The sequence below is a fragment of the Gordonia desulfuricans NBRC 100010 genome (assembly GCF_001485495.1).
GTDB lineage: Bacteria > Actinomycetota > Actinomycetes > Mycobacteriales > Mycobacteriaceae > Gordonia > Gordonia desulfuricans.
Genome location: NZ_BCNF01000145.1, coordinates 1 through 18,805, shown reverse-complemented (window position 1 = coordinate 18,805; position 18,805 = coordinate 1). Strand labels below are relative to the sequence as shown.

Below are 18,805 nucleotides of genomic sequence, written 5' to 3'. Positions count from 1 at the left end.
GGGGTTTGGGGTGGTTGGTTTTCGGCTCTAGTGCTACTCAATCGCGAACGGCCAGTGGGTGGTTGAGCCGGTGAGGAGCGTAGCGACGAGGCGTGTCGAAACCTCGGACGGCCGACGTCGTCGACGTGACCACTTCGGCAGTGGTCACCACCCAGCGTGCGCTGCGGAGATTTCGACTCGGGTCCTCGCTGCGCTCGGTCCCGGCTCAATCACCAACGGAATGCTCAATCAGCCACGCCCAGTGGATGGTTGAGCCGACGAGGAGCGAAGCGACGAGGCGTGTCGAAACCTCAGACGGACGGGCTCGGGGACGTGACCACCTCGGGGGTGGTTGCTACCCAGTGTTTGCTGCGGAGATTTCGACACGGGTCCTCGCTACGCTCGGTCCCGGCTCAATCAACAAACGGGGTCCCGGCTCAAGCAGCAATGGTGGTCCTGGCTCAATCATCAAGTGTGTTCGAGATCAATCAACATGTGGTGGTTGTGTCGTCTGACCGAGGTAGGTCGATTCGAGGACCGTATCGGGAATGAGCTTCTGATATTCGGCGTGTGATCTGTGCGTGCGGGTTAGCCAGTCGTGTCCCTCGTGTTGCTGCATGAAGTTCCGGTACTCCGGTGCGCCCGGGTAGCCGACGTTGTCGGCGACGACCACGGATCCGGGATGCAGCCAACGATGCTGGAGGATTCGGTGGAGGTCGGGAAGGTACTCGCTCTTCTCATGATCGAGAAAGAGAAAGTCGAGGCAACCGGGGGAGAACCGGTGTTCCTCACGCAGGGCTTTGATGGTCTTGTCATCGTCGCCGAGTGTGCCGACGACCACGACGATCCGCTCACCGACGCCCGCGTGGTCCCAGATGCGCTGCGCAATACGCGCATTCGCGGCATTGAACTCGATCGAATGCAGCCGGGCATCGGGAGGCATCGCCCGGGCGATGCGGAGTGCGCTGTAGCCACAGTAGGTGCCGACCTCAAGGAGACGTTGTGGCCGTGCGGCGGCCACGGCGTCGTCGAGGAGCTGTCCCTTCTCGTCGCCGATGTTGATCAAGTACTTCTTGTGGTAGCAGAAGTCATCGATCACCCGGATGGCGTCGTCGACGTCGCCTGGGCGCGCGTGCGCGCAGACGTAGTCGGCGAGTGCTTTCTCGCGGCCGTCGCCGACCTGCCAAGTGGCCCCCATGTGGTTCAGTGCGAACACGAAGCGAAGGAACGACCATCGAAGGAATACCACTGGCTTGCCGGCACATTCGTTGGCGCCGACGGCGAGGGCGAGAAGCGCGACGACGCCGAGCACCATCCTTGCCGCGCGGGACCGGAGCCAACGAGGCCACCCTGGCAGAGTGCGCCGCACCACCATCAGCAGCGCCGCCGAGGCGCCCGCCACCGTGAACGCCGCGGCAGTGCTGGGGGACACCACCCCAGCCGCCCGGAGGGTGATCTGACGGGCCCCGCCGCGTTCGACATCAGTGCCGCCTCCGCAATTCCCCATCGAGGATCGGGCCGATGACCGCGAGGGCTTCGGGATTGGTCATCTGGGCATGACTCACGTCGACGTCGTGCTCGATGATGTGGCCGGAGAAGTGCGGTTGCCACATCTCGCCGGTGAGGCCGGCGGTGATACCGCGCCGTGTGGAGAAGTAGAGAAGATCGGCGTCGACGGGTGAGGGCCGGTAGGACGCCGACATCATCACGCACGCGACGTACGCTCGGTGCAGCCGTTCGAGTTGTGTCCTGGTCAGTCCCCGCCCGGGCCCACTGCTCTGTGCCAGCGTCGCCACGGCGCCGTCGACGGTGAGAGGTCGCGTGTCCGGGGTCTCCGACTCGTTGCCCTCCAGGTGCGTCACCAGATCACGCATCGTCGGGGGCTCGGGCGGCGGCGAAACACCCTCGGCGAAGGCAACACTGTCGAGCATCACGACCAGATCCACCGGGTGGCCGTCGGCGTGGAGTCCTTCTGCGAGAGCATGGGCGAGCTGCCCGCCGAGAGACCAACCCAGCAGATGGACGGGTCCCCGCGGCAGCACACGGGTCAGTTCACGCCGATACATCTCGACCAACTCGTCCACGGTATGACCGAACTCCGATCCGGTTGCGATCGCCGGTGTCTGCACTCCATAGATCGGCCGGTTCCCGATGTACGGCAACAACCCGGTGTAGCACCACGCCAGGGGAACAGCGGAGTGAAGGCAGACGAGGGGCGTCCCGACGCCGGTCGCGCGCAGCGGCAGAATAGTCGCCAGGGCCAGATCGACCTCGCTCCCATGGTCGTCGGTGGCCCCTGCACCGTGGGACCCTGCGCCGAGATCCCCTGTGCCGAGATCCCCTGCGCCCCGGGTGTCTGCGGCGCGGCTCGCTGCAGTCGCGCGGTCGATGGCGGTCGACATGGTCTGCACCGTCGGGGTGAACAGCATGGACATCGTGACGTCCGCACCGGTCTCCTCCGACAACCGCCGGCACAGGTCGACGGCCAGAAGTGAGTTGCCGCCCAGTTCGAAGAAGTTGTCGTCCAACCCGACGTCGGACTGCCCGGTCACCTCGGAGATCGCCAGTGCCACACTGTGTTCGACGGTCGTTCGTGGTTCGCGGAACTCCGGGCGCGCCACCGTCCGCGGATCCGGCAGTTTCGACCGGTCGGTCTTACCGCTGCTGGGGTTGATCGGTATCTCGGGAACGATCATCAACGCGTCCGGAATCATGGCCGCCGGCAGCGCTTTCCGCAGTCTCGTGACCACGGCGCTCCGGTCGGTGGCGGTGTCGGCGGCGACGATGTAGCCGATCAGCCGGTCGCCGAGTGTCTCGGAGCTCCAGATGCGCACGGCGGCGTGGACAACGGCGTCATCGTCGGCCAGTGCGCGCTCGACCTCGGCGGGTTCGATGCGCTGCCCGCGAAGCGAGATCTGGTTGTCACTGCGCCCGAGGTACTGGAGGGTGCCGTCGGGTCGCTCGCGCACCACGTCGCCGGTCCGATACATCCGGGTGCCCTCCGGGCCGTGAGGATTGGCGACAAATGACTGTGCGGTCACCGCGGGCTGTCGGAGATAGGCGCGCGCAGTGGCGTCGCCGGCAAGGTAGAGCTCCCCGCGTGCTCCGCGCGGCACCGGCCGTAGGCGGGTGTCCAGGACGCAGAGTTGCACGCCCGGCAGCGGCCGCCCGATGCTGACCGCCGACCCCGGCACCATCCGATCGGTCTGCGTCACCACGACGGTGGCCTCGGTGGGGCCGTAGGAATTGAACATGGCCACCCGGGCGGCCCAATGGTCGGCGAGCGCCGGTGGGCAGGCATCCCCGCCGACCGCCACGGTCTGCAGCGAGGTCAGCCGATCCCGGTCGAGCGTTGCCAGGATGGCCGGGGTGAGCATCAGATGGGTGATCGCATGGTCGGTGATCACCCGCGCGAGGCGCTCGCCTGCCACGACCTCGGGCTCGGGTATCACCAGCGTCCCCCCGGAAGCGAATGCGGACAGGTACTCCAGCATCGATGCGTCGCAGTAGGGGGAATGGGTCTGCGGGACCACCGACGTCGGATCGATGCGGTACCGGGCGATCAGGTCGTCGCCGAGCGCCGCCAGGCCCTCATGGGTGGTCAGCACGCCCTTGGGTTGCCCGGTGGAACCCGAGGTGTAGATCAGGTAGGCCGGATGAGCGGCCCGCAGCGGCCGTATCCGGTCCGCGTCGGTCACCGTGGTCACCGGATGGGTCAAGGCGGCCGAGGTGAACTCGTCGTCGAGGACCAGCCAGTCGGCCACCCCGGTGCCGTCCAGCGCGGAACGCCAGCGCTGGTGCGTGACACCCATGGCGGCTTGTGAATTGGCGAACAGGCCCTGCAGCCGGGCGGGTGGCCCACTCGGGTCCACCGGGAAGAACACCGCGCCCGTTCGGGCCACGGCCCACAGGGCCATAACCGATTCGACCGACCGGGGCAGGGCCACCGCGACGACCACCTCGGGACCGGCTCCGTGGGCGATCAGTTCGCGTGCCCACTGTGCAGTCCGTTGGTCGAGTTCGCGGTAGGTCAGCGAACGTCCCTGCGCTCGCACCGCGATCCGCGCGCCGGAACCGACTCCGGCCGCGAGGAGATCGGGCAGCAACCGCCCGCTGCGGAGCGGCTGGGCCGCGGCGATGCTTCGGGTGGCCGTGACGGCGTCCAGCACACGCTGCTCGCCGGATGCCTGCAGGAACCGGGACAGACAGTCGAGGAACTGGCGGTGGTACTGGCGTAGTTCCTCGGCGCCGTACCGTCCCGGATTGGCAAAGAAGTCGATGTTCAGGGGGCCGTCGCCGAATCGGTAGCAGTTGATCGTCAGGTCGTCGACCGGGCCGGCCGAGAGCAGATGGGCCCGACCACGGGCAGCACCGAAACCGATGTGCTCCGGGAAGGTGAGAACGTTGATCAGCGGGCCATACCCGTTGCGGCCGGCGACTCCCACTCCTTGGTCGCGGAGCAGGTCCTCGTGGCGGTACAACTGGTGGCGCAGAGCCCCGACCAGGGTGGCACGCGTCCGGCGCACGATGTCGTCGATCGACGAGTCGGCAACTCCGCGTACTCGTACCGGCACCACGTTCGACACCATTCCGGCAGATCGACGCAGCGCGTGCGTGATCCTCCCGGCGACCGGCAGCGACACCGTGACGTCGCCGTCGCCGGTCATCTGTGCCAGGAATGCTGCCAGTGCCGCCACCAGGACCTCGGCCATCCCGGCGCCGCTGCGTCGGCCCACGGCCTCGATCCGGGACACCGCAGGTGCATCGAGAGTTTCCTGTACGACATGCGGATTCGAGGAGGGGGCGGTGTGGCGCTCCCCGAGGCTGGTGACATGGGTCAGGTCGGCGAGGTGTTCTCGCCAGTACTCGCGATCGTCGGCGAAACGTGGTGAGGACCGATAGCGCCGCTCGGCAGCGACGATGCGGGCCACGGACAGCGCGCCCGACGGTGCCGCAGGGCGCCCTTCGGCCGCCGCCGAATACAGCTCGGCACCTCGCGCCAGCAGGCGGCCGGCACCGTAGCCGTCGACCGCGATGTGATGAGCGCGTCCGTAGCACCGGTATCGGTCGGGCCCGAGGACGAACAGCACCACCTTGCTGACATCGCCGCCGGTGAGATCGATGATCCGGTTGGTGTCCTCGAGCATCCACCGGTGTGCGACGCGGTCGGGGTCGGGGTACCCGGTGAGGTCGATTCGGTCGAACGCGGTCTCGATGCCGTGGTCGACGAACTGCAGCGGTCGACCATCGACGACGGTGAATCGCACGTGCGGTGACTCGAGTTCGTGTCCGGCCCGGCGGGTGCACTGCTCGAGCAGGCCCAGGTCGACCGGGCCGCGGAGATCGAAGTACTGCGAGATGGCGAAGGGCACCGTCGGATGAACCTGCTGGGCCAGCCACAGTTCGGACTGGGCTGCTGACAACTCGACGAGTCCCGGGTCGGTGACGGTTCGGTCATCACGCCATACGGCGGTCGGGCTGTGGGGCACCGTGATTCCTCAGTTCTCGCCGCTGGTCGTGACGAGGAACCGTCGGACCACGTCGAGCATGTGGTCGACCGAGTCGGCGACGAAGAGCACCGGTTGACACCGGCCGTCGTCGACGTCGCACTCGATCACTCACCCACTCGGAAAGACCGCAGGTCGGCGTCGGCGAGCGAGTTCATCTCGCCCACCGAGGACAGGATCGCCGCACCGGTCGCCCGTGGCCGTCCCTTCTCGGCGACCAGGCCCACCTCCATGGTGAACCAGAACACTCGTGCGATCGCCGTGCACGCCTCGGCCGAGTCGGCGTGGTTGATGGCGCGACCGAACAGGCGGTAGAGGTCTGCGAACTCCGGGTCGCCGAGCATCACCGCGTGCCCGACCAGTTCATGGATGACATCGGGGTCAGGTGAGAAGGACTCCTCGGCCGTCGGACGCACATTCGGGGTCGCGTGCAGTGTGCCGTCGGCCAGTGGCCCGTAGAACTGGCGTCCCGGCAGGGAACCTGTTGCGGGCGCCAACTGGAAACCTGTCAGCGCGTGTAGCGTGCGTGAGACGTCCGCCAACTGCGGTACCCGGTGCGTCGGCAGTGGCACGCGCCGGGCCGCCGACAGGTAGCTCGCACAGCCGAACTCCTCGTGCATCCCGTCGAGTGTGCTGAACACCCGTGACCACAGCGCGTCCTCCTCTCGTGTGTAGGTGAACGCCGGTACGGGTAGTCCGCGCCGGTGCGCGCGTGAAGCGCGCTCCCGGGCGGCTCGGATGTCGAGGTCGGCCATTACGATTGCGAACTCCTTTCCGCCGAGTCGGTGAGGACCGGCAGAGTCGGTGTCGTGGACCGTTCCGGGTCTCCCGGTCTCGCCAGTCGGCGAGTGGGGCGCCTGGGGCAACGTCGTCGGATGGGCAGTGCCTGTTGGTACAAGTGCTTTCTTGGCATGGTGCTTGTCGGGGCAGCGCTCTCGTGGGCGACCAAAGCTCTTGTCGGGGACCAAAGCTCTTGTCGGGGACCAAAGTTTTGATGACTGTCCGGAACTGCTCGCCGGTCCGTGGTCCAGCGTACGACGCGGATTTGTCGGCGAGGATCACCGCGGTTCCGCGGAGGGTGGACCAGGAGGTTGTATCGGGCCGGGCTCACCTCCGATCCGTTGTCCAGTGGTATCGGTACTTGCCAAGGTACTACAAGTTCGTTCGGTGTCGAACCTGTTGGCGCACAACGCCGTTATGACCGTTTGGCCAGATTGGGCGACGTCGGGCCGGTGTGGTGTGATCGCCGGGTCGGAGCATTCGCCGGCCGTATGCACATCAGGCGCACGCAGCGCCGCCGTGGGCGGAGTCTCCTCCGATCCGAATATGTTGGGGAGGAGACGATCTCCGCGACGTCGAGGGGGACGTCGGGTGCGGGCGGGTGCGGCCCCCTCGCGACGGCGGCGGGGTTGCCGTCGCCGCTCCGCACCCGGAAGAGTCGAGCTCGGCGCGCTGTGCGTGCGCGCCGAGCTCGATTGTGACAGGGTCGGATTCCCTTGCCGTCAGTCTCCGGTCAGCTTGTCCTTGACCTTGTTCGCGGCGTCCTTGACGTCCTCGACGCCCTTTTTGACCGCCGATGAGACCTGGTCGGCCTTGCCTTCGTTCTTCAGATCCTCGTCACCGGTCAGTTCGCCGCCGGCCTCCTTGGCCTTGCCCTTGGCGTCCTCGACCTTGTTCGAGATCTTGTCATCGAGTCCCATGATGTTCCCTTTCTTTCTTTTCCCCCACGGATTCGCAGGTGGTCTCCGATATCTGCCGGGTCATCGTTTCGTCTGTGTGGTGGTCGGCTGCTCGAGATGGACCAAGGCCTGTACGCCGATGTCGGCGCCCTCGACGGCCTGTCGGACATTGCGCACCTCGGGTGCCAGTGCCGCGGCGACCTCGTCGTAGGAGTGTCCCGGTGACACGGTGACCTCGATCCGGATCAGCCGGCGGCCCCGGTCGTCGACCGCCTTGGCGGCGACCTCGCCGAACATCGGGTTCGCCGACAGCGATTCGGCGACGGCCCCGGCGATCAGCTTGGGTGGCACGGTGATCTGCCCGGGCGCCGATGACGGCATGGTCAGCTCGTCGGCCTTCCCGGGCCGCCACACGGTGGCGATCAGCAGACCTCCCCAGACGAGGCCGACGACGACCAGGCCGAGAAGGACCGCCCACCACCAGGATGCGTCGATCGCCGTGGTGGCCCACGAGGCGTCCAACCGGTCCTCCCACTCGGTGACCGGGGTGATGCCGGCCTGGTGGGCGATCGCACCGAGACCCACCACCAGGCAGATCAATCCGATCAACCCGACGGTGAAACGATGCAGCGCAACGGGTCCCCGGTTCATGTGTCTGCACCTTCGGTCTGTTGTGAGTGGACGGATCTGGTCCGGATCCTGATGCGCGGCGTGCGCCGTACCGCCGACACCGCGTCGTTGGCCGCGGAGTGGAGCACGGCCCGGTCGACCGGGACGTCGGTCGTCACCGATGTGCTCACGCGGCGCCGGTGCACGACGGTGCTCGCGTGGGCCACCCCGGGCACCGATCGCATCACGGTGCTGACGCGACGGGCGAGATCGCCACGGCGGGTCCACATCACCTCGTAGTCGGCGAGTCGGATGTGGGTCTTGCGTCGCGGTTTCACCGCCAGCCAGAGTAGCCACAGGCCGACGATCACCAACACCACCGCGACCGCCCACATCCAGTTCTGCCAGGTACTCGACGCCACCCAGCGGGCGGTGCTCTCGGTCCACGGGGTGCCCTCGACCCAGCCGAACCGCACGATGTGGTCGTGGATGCCGACCGCGGCGAGCCCGAGCAGGAGCACCCCGATCACCGCACCGGCGATGGCAGCTCCCGGAAATGCCGCCGGTGCAGCATTTTTCCGTTTTGTGGTGTCGGTGGTGATATCGATGACGTCGCCACGGTGTGTCGCGTCGGTGGACTCGGCGGACTCGGCCGACTCGGCGTCGGCGTCGCCGGCGGGCGGCAGTACGGCGAAACCCTTGCGTGCGGTGCGCTCGTCGGAGACGATCCGACCGACGCCCACATCCACCCGTGACGGACGAATCCCGGTGAGCCGCTCCAGTTCCTGCTCGACATTGGCCGCGGCGTCACGACACACCCGGGCCACCTCGCACGGCCAGGTGACCGCCACGGTGACCTCGATCGCCGGTACCGCCCCGGATGCGTCCACCCGGGTGTTGGGATAGGAGCCGCCGAGTGCGGCGACACCACCCAGCAGGGCTCCTGCGCGGCCGGTGCTCGCCACCACGCCGTCGATGTCGAGGACCGCCCGCCGGGCGATCTGTTCGAGCACGCGGTCGCGCATGATCAGGTCGCCGCGGTCGGAGTGACCGTGCTCGCCGATCTCACCCGGCTCACCGCCACCCGGATCACCGACACCGCCGGGTGGCGGGATGGTGCCCGGCGGTGCGGAGTCGGTGACGATCTCAGCCACGGTTACGGCTCCGCAGCAGCGCACCGAGGTCGATCGCACCGTCGCGGTGCAGGCCGATGACCAGTCCGATCCCGCCGAGCACCACGCCCAGCAACAGTCCGGTGAAACCACCGGTGGTGATGACCAAGGTCAGCAGGAGCCCGACGAGGAGTCCGGTCTTGGCATTGTCACTCATTGTGGGTCAACCTCTTTCACGTCCGGCGGTGGCGGGTCCGCTGGGTCGGGTGCGGCCGGGTCGGGATCCGGTGCGGTGTCGGCCGGCGCCGGGGTACTGACGTCCTCGACGGTGACCGAGACCGGCCCGCCGGTGATCTGGCGGGTGGTGGCCGCCACCTGGGCCGCCACCGCCCGCAGATCGCAGGTCAGATCGAGGATCACATGGACCTCGGTGCGCTCGTCGTCCACCTGGACGCCGGTCACCCGGCCACCGGGCAGATAGGTGGCGATCTCCCCGAACAGACCGCCATACAGGTCGGTGACACCGTCGACGGCCAGGACGGCGTCGGCGATCTGTTCGGCAACCGACTTCTCGGTGCCGGTGGACATCACTGGACCCGAGGTGAATCCGGGGTGTCGGTGTCGTCGTCGGCGAAGTGGACGTCGTGGACGGTCACGTTGACCTCGGTGACCTCCAGTCCGGTCATCGACTCGATCGCATCGATGACGTGGCTGCGGATCGCGGCGGCGAGACGGTGGATCGCCACACCGTACTCGGCGACGATGGACACGTCCACGGCCGCCTGACGCTCGCCGACCTCGACGTTGATGCCCTGGGTGGTGTTCACGGTGGTGCCGGGCAGCACGTCGCGGACCTTCCCGACGACCCGCTCGGTGGCCCCGCCCAGGTCGTGCACGCCGTCGATCTCGCGTGCGGCGATCCCGGCGATCTTGGCGACGACGGTGTCGGCGATGGACGTCGACCCGCGCTCGTCGGACGAGTGGCTCAACGCCAGATCCTTGCCCGGCGAGCTCTTGCCGGAGGTGTTCTTACCGGTGCCGGTCTCGGCGGTGGTGGGGTCGGTCGTGGTGCTCATCAAGACTCCTGTGTCCTCGTTCCGGATCGTGCCCTGAATACTGCTGCTACCGGATGTTCTTGTCCCAGTATCTGTTGCGATCTCCCCGCATGTCGCTCGAGACGCATCGGTGCCCGACGTGAATCGTCATCGGGTGGTCCTTTCGCGGGTTCACGCTCGTGCGACCGGCGGGATTGCATTCACTGCACCGGCGGTGCACTGCGCCGGTATAGGGTTAGTCGTACGCGAACCGGAATGTGCACGCACAAGTAATGGTGATCTACATCACAGTTGTTGCGACGTCGGCAGGGGGGACGTGGACCTCGAACATCACGCGCCGGTGCTGGTGCTGGCCGAACTGGACACCGACGAACTGGCGGCGGCGGCCGCGGTCGGTGACACCGAGGCCTTCACCGAACTGATCGGGCGGCTCTCGCCATCGTTGCTGCGTTATCTCCACCGGCTGGTCGATGATCCGCAGTCCGCCGAGGATATCGCCCAGGAGGTGCTCCTCGATGCGTGGAGAGGGTTGCCGGACTTCGGTTTTCGCAGCACGTTCAAGACGTGGATGTTCTCGATCGCCTACCGCAAGGCCATCGACCACCTTCGGCGACGTCGCGACATCCCCACCGAATCCGAACGATTCGTCGATCTGGCGGCGGGTACTCCGTTACCGTCGGATGAGGCCCTGCACGACGCGCTCGTCGATGCATTGGGCGCGGAACTGGCGACCTTGCCGTGGGTGTCGAGGTCGGTGTGGTGGCTGCGCGAGGTGGAGGGACTATCCCTCGCCGAGATCGCGCAGGTCCTGCAGATCACGGTCGGATCGGTGCGAGGGCATCTGCAACGAACCCGGAAATACCTCGCGGCGCGGCTGGCCCCGTGGCGGCCGACCGGTGACGAACGACCCGCCGGGGCCGGGGTCCCGAGCGGAACGGTCCCGGGCAAACAGGCCGGGGACAAAGCGGTCCCGGGCAAACAGGTCCCGGACGTGCGGGGCGCAGACCAACAGGGCGCAGACGAACAGGGCACGGGCGGCAGGGGTGTGGGGGAGACGGACGAGAAGGGAGTCCGGTGATGGACCATCGTGGAATTTCCGGTGACCTCGCCAACGGCCGCATCGACGACGACCGCACCGACGTCTGGCTCGTCGATGCCGGTCGCGAACTGGGCAACCTGAGCAGTGATGCGAGTCGCCTGGTGGCGGCGATCACGGCCGACCTGGGAACGGTGCTACGGCCGGGTCGTCCGCTCGACACCGACACCGTCGGGGTCTGTGTCTCCGACCGTGTGCTCAAGCAGATCCTGGCGGTCGGGATCCGCCGGGCGCTGGGCCGGCTGGTGGTCTTCGTCTCGGTCGACGGTGACGACGATGCCGTCGATCGCCTGCGCGTCGGACTCATCGCCCGGTACGGCGACATCCTCCCCGACAGATCCGACGACGTCCGTGAGGTCGCGCGCACGGTGCTGGCCGATCTGCTCGGTCCCGAGCATGCCCGCGCGGCCTCCGCCCGGATCGACGTCCGCTGGCAAGACCTCGAGACCCGCGACTGGTGGGAGAGTCCGGCGGCCGACTGAGTCCGGTGGCGCGATCCGGCGTCATCCCTGCCGAACAGACCGGCTCGGTATCGCCCGACCGCACGGCCCGAATGCCCGAAAGCCGCACGGTGTGCCCCCTGTTCCGGCCGCCGCGCGTCCCGGTCCGACGGGGCGATCGGTAGCCGGTTTCGGTTCCGCGTGGAGTGCCCGCTACACTTGTCCACGGATCCCGCGCGGCGTGCATCCTGTGAACTCCCCCAGGGCCGGAAGGCAGCAAGGGTCAACGGGCTCTCTCGGGTGCGCGGGGTCCCCTATACAAAAACCCCCGGATTCATCAGATTGCTGCGAAGCCGTGCGGGGTGGGCGACCATCCCGCGCAGGCTCGGCGAGAGGTCACGCGTTGAATTATCACTCGAAGAGTGCCGACCAACTCCGCGCAACCCAGGATGAACTCCGAAAGCTCTACGAGCAGCTGCAGGCTGCCGGGCTCGAGCTCGATCTCACCCGCGGCAAGCCTGCCCCGGAGCAGCTCGACCTGTCCAACGAGTTGCTGGCGTTGCCCGGCGACGCCGATTTCCGGGCCGCCGACGGCACCGACACCCGCAACTATGGCGGGGTGAAGGGTCTGCTCGAACTGCGCGAGATCTTCGGTGAGCTGCTCGCCGTCGACCCGGCCGATCTGATCGCCTTCGGCAACTCCAGCCTCGAGCTGATGCATCACCTGACCACCTTCGCGATCATCAAGGGCACCGCCGACTCCACCCAGCCGTGGGGCGCCGGCCCGGTCAAGTTCCTGTGTCCGGCTCCCGGCTACGACCGGCACTTCGCGATCACCGAGCACTACGGCATCGAGATGATCCCGGTGCCGATGAATCCCGACGGCCCGGACGTCGCCGCATGTGCCGCGCTGACCGCCGCCGACCCGTCGATCAAGGGCATGTGGGCCGTCCCCACCTACTCCAACCCGACCGGCGTGACCTTCAGCGAGGAGGTCACCCGCGGGCTGCTGTCGATGCCGGCCGCCGACGACTTCCGGATCTACTGGGACAACGCGTACGCGGTGCACACCCTGGTCGACGCGGCACCCACTCCGCTGCCGGTGCTCGAGATGGCCGCTGCGGCGGGCAATCCCAATCGGGTGTACGTGCTCGGCTCGACGTCGAAGATCACCTTTGCCGGGGCCGGCGTGGCATTCCTCGGGTCGTCGAAGGCCAACATGGACTGGTTCTGCAAGAACATCTCGTTCGCGACGATCGGTCCCGACAAGGTCAACCAGCTGCGCCATGCCAAGTTCTTCGGCAGCGCCGACGGCGTCCGCGAGCACATGGCCCGCCATCGCGCGATCATCGCACCCAAGTTCAAGCTGGTCCTCGATATCCTCGACAAGCGGCTCTCGGAGTCCAAGGTCGCGTCGTGGTCGGAGCCCGAGGGCGGCTACTTCATCAGCCTCGACGTGCCCGACGGTGCTGCCAAGCGCACCATCGCGCTGGCCAAGGAAGCCGGGATCGCGCTCACCGCAGCCGGTTCGGCGTTCCCGTACCGCAATGATCCGCACGACCGGAACATCCGGCTGGCACCCACCCTGCCCAGCACCGCCGATCTCGAGGTCGCGATGGACGGGGTGGCCACCTGCGTGCTGCTCGCCGCCACCGAGACCCTGCTCGCCCACCACGATTCGTGACGTCGCGGGTCCCGCGCGGCAGGCAGATCCTGGCGTGTGTGGCCGCGCTGGCGCTGGCCGGCCTGGCGGTGTGGTTGCAGCATGCGATCCTCCCGTTCTCGACGCCGTTCTGGGGACTGTTCGACTACCAGCTCGACCTCGACGTGTATCGCGGTGGGGCACAGACGGTCTGGGACGGCGGTAGCCTCTACGACGCCAAGCTGCTGGGGCAGATGGACTACACCTATGCCCCGATCTCGGTGCTGGTGTTGATGCCGTTCGCGTTCATGTCCTTCGAGGTCGCACGGATCGTCTGGAGCGTCGGCATCTTCGTGGCGCTGTATCTGGTGATCATGCTGTCGTTCCGGTCGCTGGGCCGGTCGGCCACGTGGCCGTTGCGTTGTCTGGCAATCGCTCTCGTGGCGGTGGCGTTGCTGTTGGAGCCGGTGCGCACCAACGTCTGGTACGGGCAGATCAACGTCTTCCTGCTGTTGCTGATCCTGGCCGACCTGCTGCGCGGCGACGACGCGAAGCTCAAGGGCGTCGGGGTGGGGATCGCCGGCGGGATCAAGCTGACCCCGCTGATCTTCGTCCTGTACTTCGCGGTGCTGCGCCGGTGGCGTGCCCTGGCCGGGGTGGTGGCCGGATTCGCGGCGACCGTCGTCGTCGGTGCGGTGTTCCTGCCGCGGGAGTCGTGGGACTACTGGACCGGCAAGCTCTTCGACTCCGATCGGGTCGGGGCGCCGCAGACCCTCGGCAACCAGTCGCTGCGCGGGATGATCGCGAATCTGGTGCACACCGACGCCCCCAACACCCTCGCCTGGGCGGCGTTGGTCGCGATCGCGATGGTGCTGGGGATGTGGGCGGCGGTCCGGGCGCATCAGGCCGGGCACGAACTGCTCGCGGTGAGCATCGTCGGGATGCTCTCGTGTGCGGTCTCGCCGATGTCGTGGGGCCACCACTGGGTGTGGTTCGTGCCGATCCTGGTGATCTGCGTCGATCTGGTCCTGCGCACCGACCTCGGCGTGGCGCGGCGTGCCCTGGCCGGGGTCGGACTGACGCTGCTGATCCTGATCGCGTTCTCCTGGCGCACCCATTTCGCCTACCCGATGTGGTTCGTCAACCGCACCGTCCCGGACGCCTACTTCATGGGGTTGTTCTTCAAGAAGGGGCCCGTGTGGGCCGAGTGGTTCCTGGTGTTCCCGTACAACGTCATCTTCCTCGGGACGTGTATCGCGACCCTGGCGGTGCTGGCCCGGACGCCGCGCCCGGAGCCCGCAGCACTGAGTTAGGGCCGATTCACCGAAATCGGACACGGGGGAGTGGTGTGCGTTCTACAGTGACGCCGACCACATCTGATGGCGCCGTGATCGGCGCCGCGCACGATCCCCGGAGGATTCGCCGTGAGCCGCATCGACACCCCACAGACCATGGACCTCGGATCCTGGATCGCGCGTCGCGCCGCGATCGGTCCGCACCGGCAGGCCCTCACCTTCGACGGCGCCACACTCACCTTCGGGGAGTTCGCCGACCGGGTCGACCGGCTCGCCGCCGCGCTGGTCGCCGGGGGTGTGACACCGGGTGACCGGGTGGCCTACCTGGGTCCCAACCACCCCATGTTCCTCACCGCGCTGTTCGCCTCGGCACGCGCCGGGGCGACGTTCGTGCCGTTGAACTTTCGTCTCACCGGCAGCGAACTCGCCTACATCCTCAACGACTGCGGTGCGCACACACTGATCGCCGACGCCGCGCTGACCGGGACCGTCGACGCCGTCGCCGGCGAGCTGTCGGTGTCCCGGAAGGTCGTCGTGACCGCCGCCGACGGATGGGAACCGGCCGAGGAGATCATCGCCGGCAGTGCGCCGATCGCCGAGCCCGCCCACCCCGCCGCCGACGAGCTCGCCGTCATCATGTACACCTCGGGTACCACCGGACGTCCCAAGGGCGCCATGCTCACCCATGGAAACCTGTTCTGGAACAACGTGAATGCGCTGCTGTGCCTGGATGTGGAGGCCGGCGACATCACCTACTGTGCGGCGCCGCTGTTCCATATCGGCGGGCTCAACGTCACCACCCTGCTGACCCTGCAGAAGGGCGGGCATGTGGTGCTGTCGGCGGCCTTCGACCCCGTGCAGGCCCTCGCCGACATCGAAACACATCGCATCACAACGATGTTCGGTGTCCCGGCGATGTATCTGTTCATGAGTCAGGTGCCGCAGTACGAGACCGCCGACCTGTCGAGCCTGCGCTATCTGGTGTGCGGCGGTGCACCCGTCCCCGAACCGCTGATGCGCCGCTACGCCGAGCGCGGCCTGGCCTTCGCCCAGGGCTACGGCCTCACCGAGACCGCACCGCTCGCGCTGGTGATGGGCCTGGACGAGTCCGCCGCCAAGATCGGCGCGGCCGGCAACAAGGTGCTGCCGCTGTCGGATGTGCGGCTGGTGGACGCGACCAATACGGTTGTGCCGAAGGGGAGTCCGGGCGAGATCTGTGTCCGCGGACCGCAGGTGATGGTCGGCTACTGGCAGAACCCCGGCGCCACCGCCGCGGTGATCGACGACGAGGGCTGGTTCCACACCGGTGACGTCGGCCGCGAGGACGACGACGGCTACATCTACGTCGTCGACCGTGTCAAGGACATGGTGATCAGCGGCGGTGAGAACGTCTACCCGGCCGAGGTCGAGAGCGTGCTCTACAGCCATCCGGCGGTCGCCGAGATCGCGATCATCGGCCTGCCCGACGCCAAGTGGGGAGAAGCGGTCACCGCCGTCATCGCCACCGCGGCCGGACAGACCGTCACGCTGGAGGAGTTGCGGGAGTTCGCCGCCGATCAGCTGGCCCGCTACAAGCTCCCGCTTCGTCTGGAGTTCGTCGACGCCCTGCCGCGCAATCCGTCCGGGAAAGTGCTCAAGTACCAGCTGCGTGAGCAGTACACCACGGCCGTCCCGTCGGCGTGAGGGTGCCGGGGCCGGCGGCCTGTGGACCGGACGGGTGGGCTGTCGGCGCTCGCCGGTAGTCTCGACGCGTGGCACTGTATCGCACCTACCGTCCGTCGACGTTTGCCGAGGTCGTAGGTCAGGAGCACGTCACCGATCCGCTCGGTCATGCACTCGACTCCGGTCGGATCAACCACGCGTACCTGTTCTCGGGCCCGCGCGGTTGCGGCAAGACGTCGTCGGCGCGCATCCTGGCCCGCTCCCTGAACTGTGTCGAGGGGCCCACCTCCACGCCGTGTGGCGTGTGCTCCTCGTGTGTGGCCCTCGCGCCGGGCGGCCCCGGCAATCTCGATGTGATCGAACTCGACGCGGCCAGCCACGGCGGTGTCGACGACACGCGTGAACTCCGCGACCGCGCGTTCTATGCGCCGTCGGAATCGCGGTATCGCGTCTTCATCGTCGACGAGGCGCACATGGTGACCAACGCCGGCTTCAACGCCTTGCTGAAGATCGTCGAGGAGCCGCCGGAGCATCTGATCTTCGTCTTCGCGACCACCGAGCCGGAGAAGGTACTTCCGACCATCCGTTCGCGGACCCACCACTACCCGTTCCGGTTGCTGGCCCCGCCGGTGATGCGCGGCCTGCTCGAGAACATCTGCGCAAAGGAAGGGGTGCGCGTCGCCGACGACGTGTATCCGCTGGTGATCCGTGCGGGCGGTGGTTCGCCGCGTGACTCGCTGTCGATCCTCGACCAGTTGCTCGCCGGTGCCGGCGAGCAGGGCGTCACCTACGACCGCGCCCTCGCCCTGCTGGGTGTCACCGACATCGCGCTGATCGACGACGCCGTGGACGCGCTGGCCGTGGCCGACGGCGCGGCACTGTTCGGTGTGGTGGAGAAGGTGGTCGACGCCGGACACGATCCGCGTCGCTTCGCCGTCGACCTGCTCGAACGACTCCGTGACCTCATTCTGCTGCAAGCAGTTCCGGATGCGGCCGACCGCGGTCTGGTGGAGGCGCCAGGCGATCAGCTGGCCCGGATGCAGGGGCAGATCGAACGCCTGGGGCCCGGTGGGCTGACCCGCTTCGCCGAGATCGTGCACACCGCACTCGGTGAGATGCGGGGCACCACCTCACCCCGCTTGCTGCTGGAGGTGATGTGCGCGCGCATGCTGCTGCCCACCACCTCCACCGAGGAGGCCGCCGTGCTGCAACGACTCGAACAGCTCGAGGCCGGGGTGGGGACGGTCGGGCGGGCGCCGGCGGGTCCGGCGGTGGCCGCGGGTGCGGGGGCGGCGTCGGCCCCGGTTGCTCCGGTGTCGGCGCCGGTGGGGGATGAGCCCCCGCCCAAGTACGTGCGTCCCTCGCAGCGCAAGGCCGCCGAGGACGCGGAGGCCGAGCGCAAGGCGGCCGAGAGCGCCGAGTCCGAGCAGGCCGAGTCCGACCAGGTACAGGCCGAACATCTTGCGGCGGAACGCGAGGCGGCGCAAGCCCAGCGTGCCGAGGCCGAGCGCGTGGAAGCCCAGCGTCTCGAGGCCGAGCGGGTGGAGACCGAGCGTCTGGCCGCTGAACGGGTTGCGGCCGAACAGGCTGAAACCGACCGGGTTGCGGCCGAGAAGGCCGAAGCCGATCGGGCTGCTGCCGAGCGTGCCCAAGCCGAGCGTGCCGAGGCCGACCGTGTGGCCGCTGAACGTGCCGAAGCCGAACGCCAGGAAGCCGATCGGGCCGAGGCCGAGCGGAAGGCGGCTGCCGAACGCCAGGAAGCCGAGCGACAAGCCCGCGCAGAGAAGGAAGCCGCAGACAAGGAAGCCGCCGACAAGGCTGCGGCGGAGAAGGCGGCTGCCGACAAAGCTGCTGCCGAGAAGGAGGCCGCCGAGAAGGCGGCTGCAGCAAAGGTTGCCGCCGCCGAACAGGCTGTGCCGGAGCCGATCTCCGCTGATTTCGACGACGACATCCCCCTGCCCGAGGAACCTTTCGACGAGTACGAGGCACCGCCGGACGAGCCTGGTCTGCGTGCCTCACCCCGCAAGGCGGAACCGAAGCCGCAGGCAGAACCCGAGCCCGAACCCGAGCCGGAGGCCGAGGCCGGACTCGGCCTGGACTCCGTGCAGAAGCGGTTCCAGGAGTTGCGGTCCGCGGTGCGTGAGCGGTCGAAGAGTCTCGAACCCATGCTGTCGGCTGCGGTGGTCACTGACCTGCAGGACGGCGTCGTGGTGCTCGCGCATCCGGTGGAGGTGCTCGTCGGCCGGCTGTCGGCGCCGCACGCGGTCACCATCCTGCGTGAGGCGCTGCTGGAGGTGTTCGGCACGGAACTGGACGTGCGCACCGTCCACCAGTCGGCGGCCGCGGTGGCCTCTGCGGCTTCGGCACCGGCGGCCAAGCGTTCGGCCCCCAAGAAGCAGACCTTCTCACGGCCGAGCCGGTCACAGCCGAAACCGGAGAGTGGTGCCGGCGAACCATCTGCTCCCGCACCGGCTCCCGAGCCGGATCCCGAACCGGGGCCGGAGCCCGAGCCGCCCCGCGCCGACGAGGACATCCCCGACGACGAACGCGCCGAGATGGTCGCCGACGCGCACAACGCAACTCCCGACGCCCGGATCGACCCGGACAAGATGGCCTTGGAACTGCTGCAGACCGAACTCGGAGCCCGGCCGCTGGAGTGAGTGCCGCAGTGGCATCGACGCGGGTTCTGTTCAATCATCCACGGCTAGTTGATGGTTGAGCCGACGAGG

The 18,805-nt window shown here is 67.9% G+C and carries 15 protein-coding genes and 1 other RNA gene; 7 read left to right on the top strand and 9 right to left on the bottom strand.

Going from position 1 to position 18,805, the window contains the following annotated elements:
• Nucleotides 1-463: 463 nt before the first annotated feature.
• The 9 genes from GD1_RS20865 to GD1_RS20825 form a co-directional block, all read right to left on the bottom strand.
• Complete coding sequence (locus GD1_RS20865; RefSeq protein WP_244882934.1) at nt 464-1,414, bottom strand: O-methyltransferase; 951 nt, start codon at nt 1,412-1,414, stop codon at nt 464-466.
• 46 nt (nt 1,415-1,460) lie between these two features.
• Nucleotides 1,461-5,468, bottom strand: a complete 4,008-nt coding sequence (locus GD1_RS20860; protein ID WP_059039403.1) for a non-ribosomal peptide synthetase — start codon at nt 5,466-5,468, stop codon at nt 1,461-1,463.
• A gap of 125 nt (nt 5,469-5,593) precedes the next feature.
• On the bottom strand, nt 5,594-6,241 hold the full coding sequence (locus tag GD1_RS20855; RefSeq protein ID WP_238404191.1) for an amino acid hydroxylase: 648 nt from the start codon (nt 6,239-6,241) through the stop codon (nt 5,594-5,596).
• A gap of 747 nt (nt 6,242-6,988) precedes the next feature.
• On the bottom strand, nt 6,989-7,186 hold the full coding sequence (locus tag GD1_RS20850; RefSeq protein ID WP_020793008.1) for a CsbD family protein: 198 nt from the start codon (nt 7,184-7,186) through the stop codon (nt 6,989-6,991).
• Nucleotides 7,187-7,246: 60 nt separating this feature from the next.
• Nucleotides 7,247-7,816, bottom strand: coding sequence for a hypothetical protein (locus GD1_RS20845; protein ID WP_059039402.1), 570 nt, complete (start codon nt 7,814-7,816; stop codon nt 7,247-7,249).
• Entirely contained in the window at nt 7,813-8,928 is a 1,116-nt protein-coding gene (locus GD1_RS20840) for a DUF6286 domain-containing Asp23/Gls24 family envelope stress response protein (protein WP_059039401.1), read from the bottom strand. The genes GD1_RS20845 and GD1_RS20840 overlap by 4 nt, the downstream gene beginning before the upstream one ends.
• On the bottom strand, nt 8,921-9,103 hold the full coding sequence (locus GD1_RS20835; protein WP_053777040.1) for a hypothetical protein: 183 nt from the start codon (nt 9,101-9,103) through the stop codon (nt 8,921-8,923). The genes GD1_RS20840 and GD1_RS20835 overlap by 8 nt, the downstream gene beginning before the upstream one ends.
• A complete protein-coding gene (locus GD1_RS20830; protein ID WP_174519090.1) occupies nt 9,100-9,474 on the bottom strand; it encodes a hypothetical protein in 375 nt (124 codons plus the stop codon). Before GD1_RS20830 ends, GD1_RS20835 begins: the two co-directional genes overlap by 4 nt.
• A complete protein-coding gene (locus GD1_RS20825; RefSeq protein WP_059039400.1) occupies nt 9,474-9,962 on the bottom strand; it encodes an Asp23/Gls24 family envelope stress response protein in 489 nt (162 codons plus the stop codon). Before GD1_RS20825 ends, GD1_RS20830 begins: the two co-directional genes overlap by 1 nt.
• 328 nt (nt 9,963-10,290) lie before the next feature.
• Between GD1_RS20825 and GD1_RS20820 the strand changes: the two genes are divergently transcribed.
• The 7 genes from GD1_RS20820 to GD1_RS20795 all read left to right on the top strand — a co-directional run bounded on the left by GD1_RS20820 (nt 10,291) and on the right by GD1_RS20795 (nt 18,736).
• On the top strand, nt 10,291-11,019 hold the full coding sequence (locus GD1_RS20820; RefSeq protein WP_373855346.1) for an RNA polymerase sigma factor: 729 nt from the start codon (nt 10,291-10,293) through the stop codon (nt 11,017-11,019).
• Nucleotides 11,019-11,519: a hypothetical protein gene (locus GD1_RS20815; RefSeq protein WP_053777041.1), complete on the top strand. Its 501-nt coding sequence runs from the start codon at nt 11,019-11,021 to the stop codon at nt 11,517-11,519. Before GD1_RS20820 ends, GD1_RS20815 begins: the two co-directional genes overlap by 1 nt.
• A gap of 182 nt (nt 11,520-11,701) precedes the next feature.
• Nucleotides 11,702-11,796: signal recognition particle sRNA small type (ffs, locus tag GD1_RS24465), an RNA gene on the top strand.
• Nucleotides 11,797-11,880: 84 nt separating this feature from the next.
• Complete coding sequence (locus tag GD1_RS20810; RefSeq protein ID WP_053777042.1) at nt 11,881-13,161, top strand: aspartate aminotransferase type Ic; 1,281 nt, start codon at nt 11,881-11,883, stop codon at nt 13,159-13,161.
• On the top strand, nt 13,158-14,432 hold the full coding sequence (locus GD1_RS20805; protein WP_244882932.1) for a glycosyltransferase 87 family protein: 1,275 nt from the start codon (nt 13,158-13,160) through the stop codon (nt 14,430-14,432). Before GD1_RS20810 ends, GD1_RS20805 begins: the two co-directional genes overlap by 4 nt.
• A gap of 138 nt (nt 14,433-14,570) precedes the next feature.
• A complete protein-coding gene (locus GD1_RS20800) occupies nt 14,571-16,097 on the top strand; it encodes an acyl-CoA synthetase (RefSeq protein WP_059039404.1) in 1,527 nt (508 codons plus the stop codon).
• 68 nt (nt 16,098-16,165) lie between these two features.
• The gene (locus GD1_RS20795; RefSeq protein ID WP_059039399.1) at nt 16,166-18,736 is read left to right on the top strand and encodes a DNA polymerase III subunit gamma and tau; all 2,571 of its coding nucleotides are present in this window, start codon (nt 16,166-16,168) and stop codon (nt 18,734-18,736) included.
• Nucleotides 18,737-18,805: the final 69 nt, after the last annotated feature.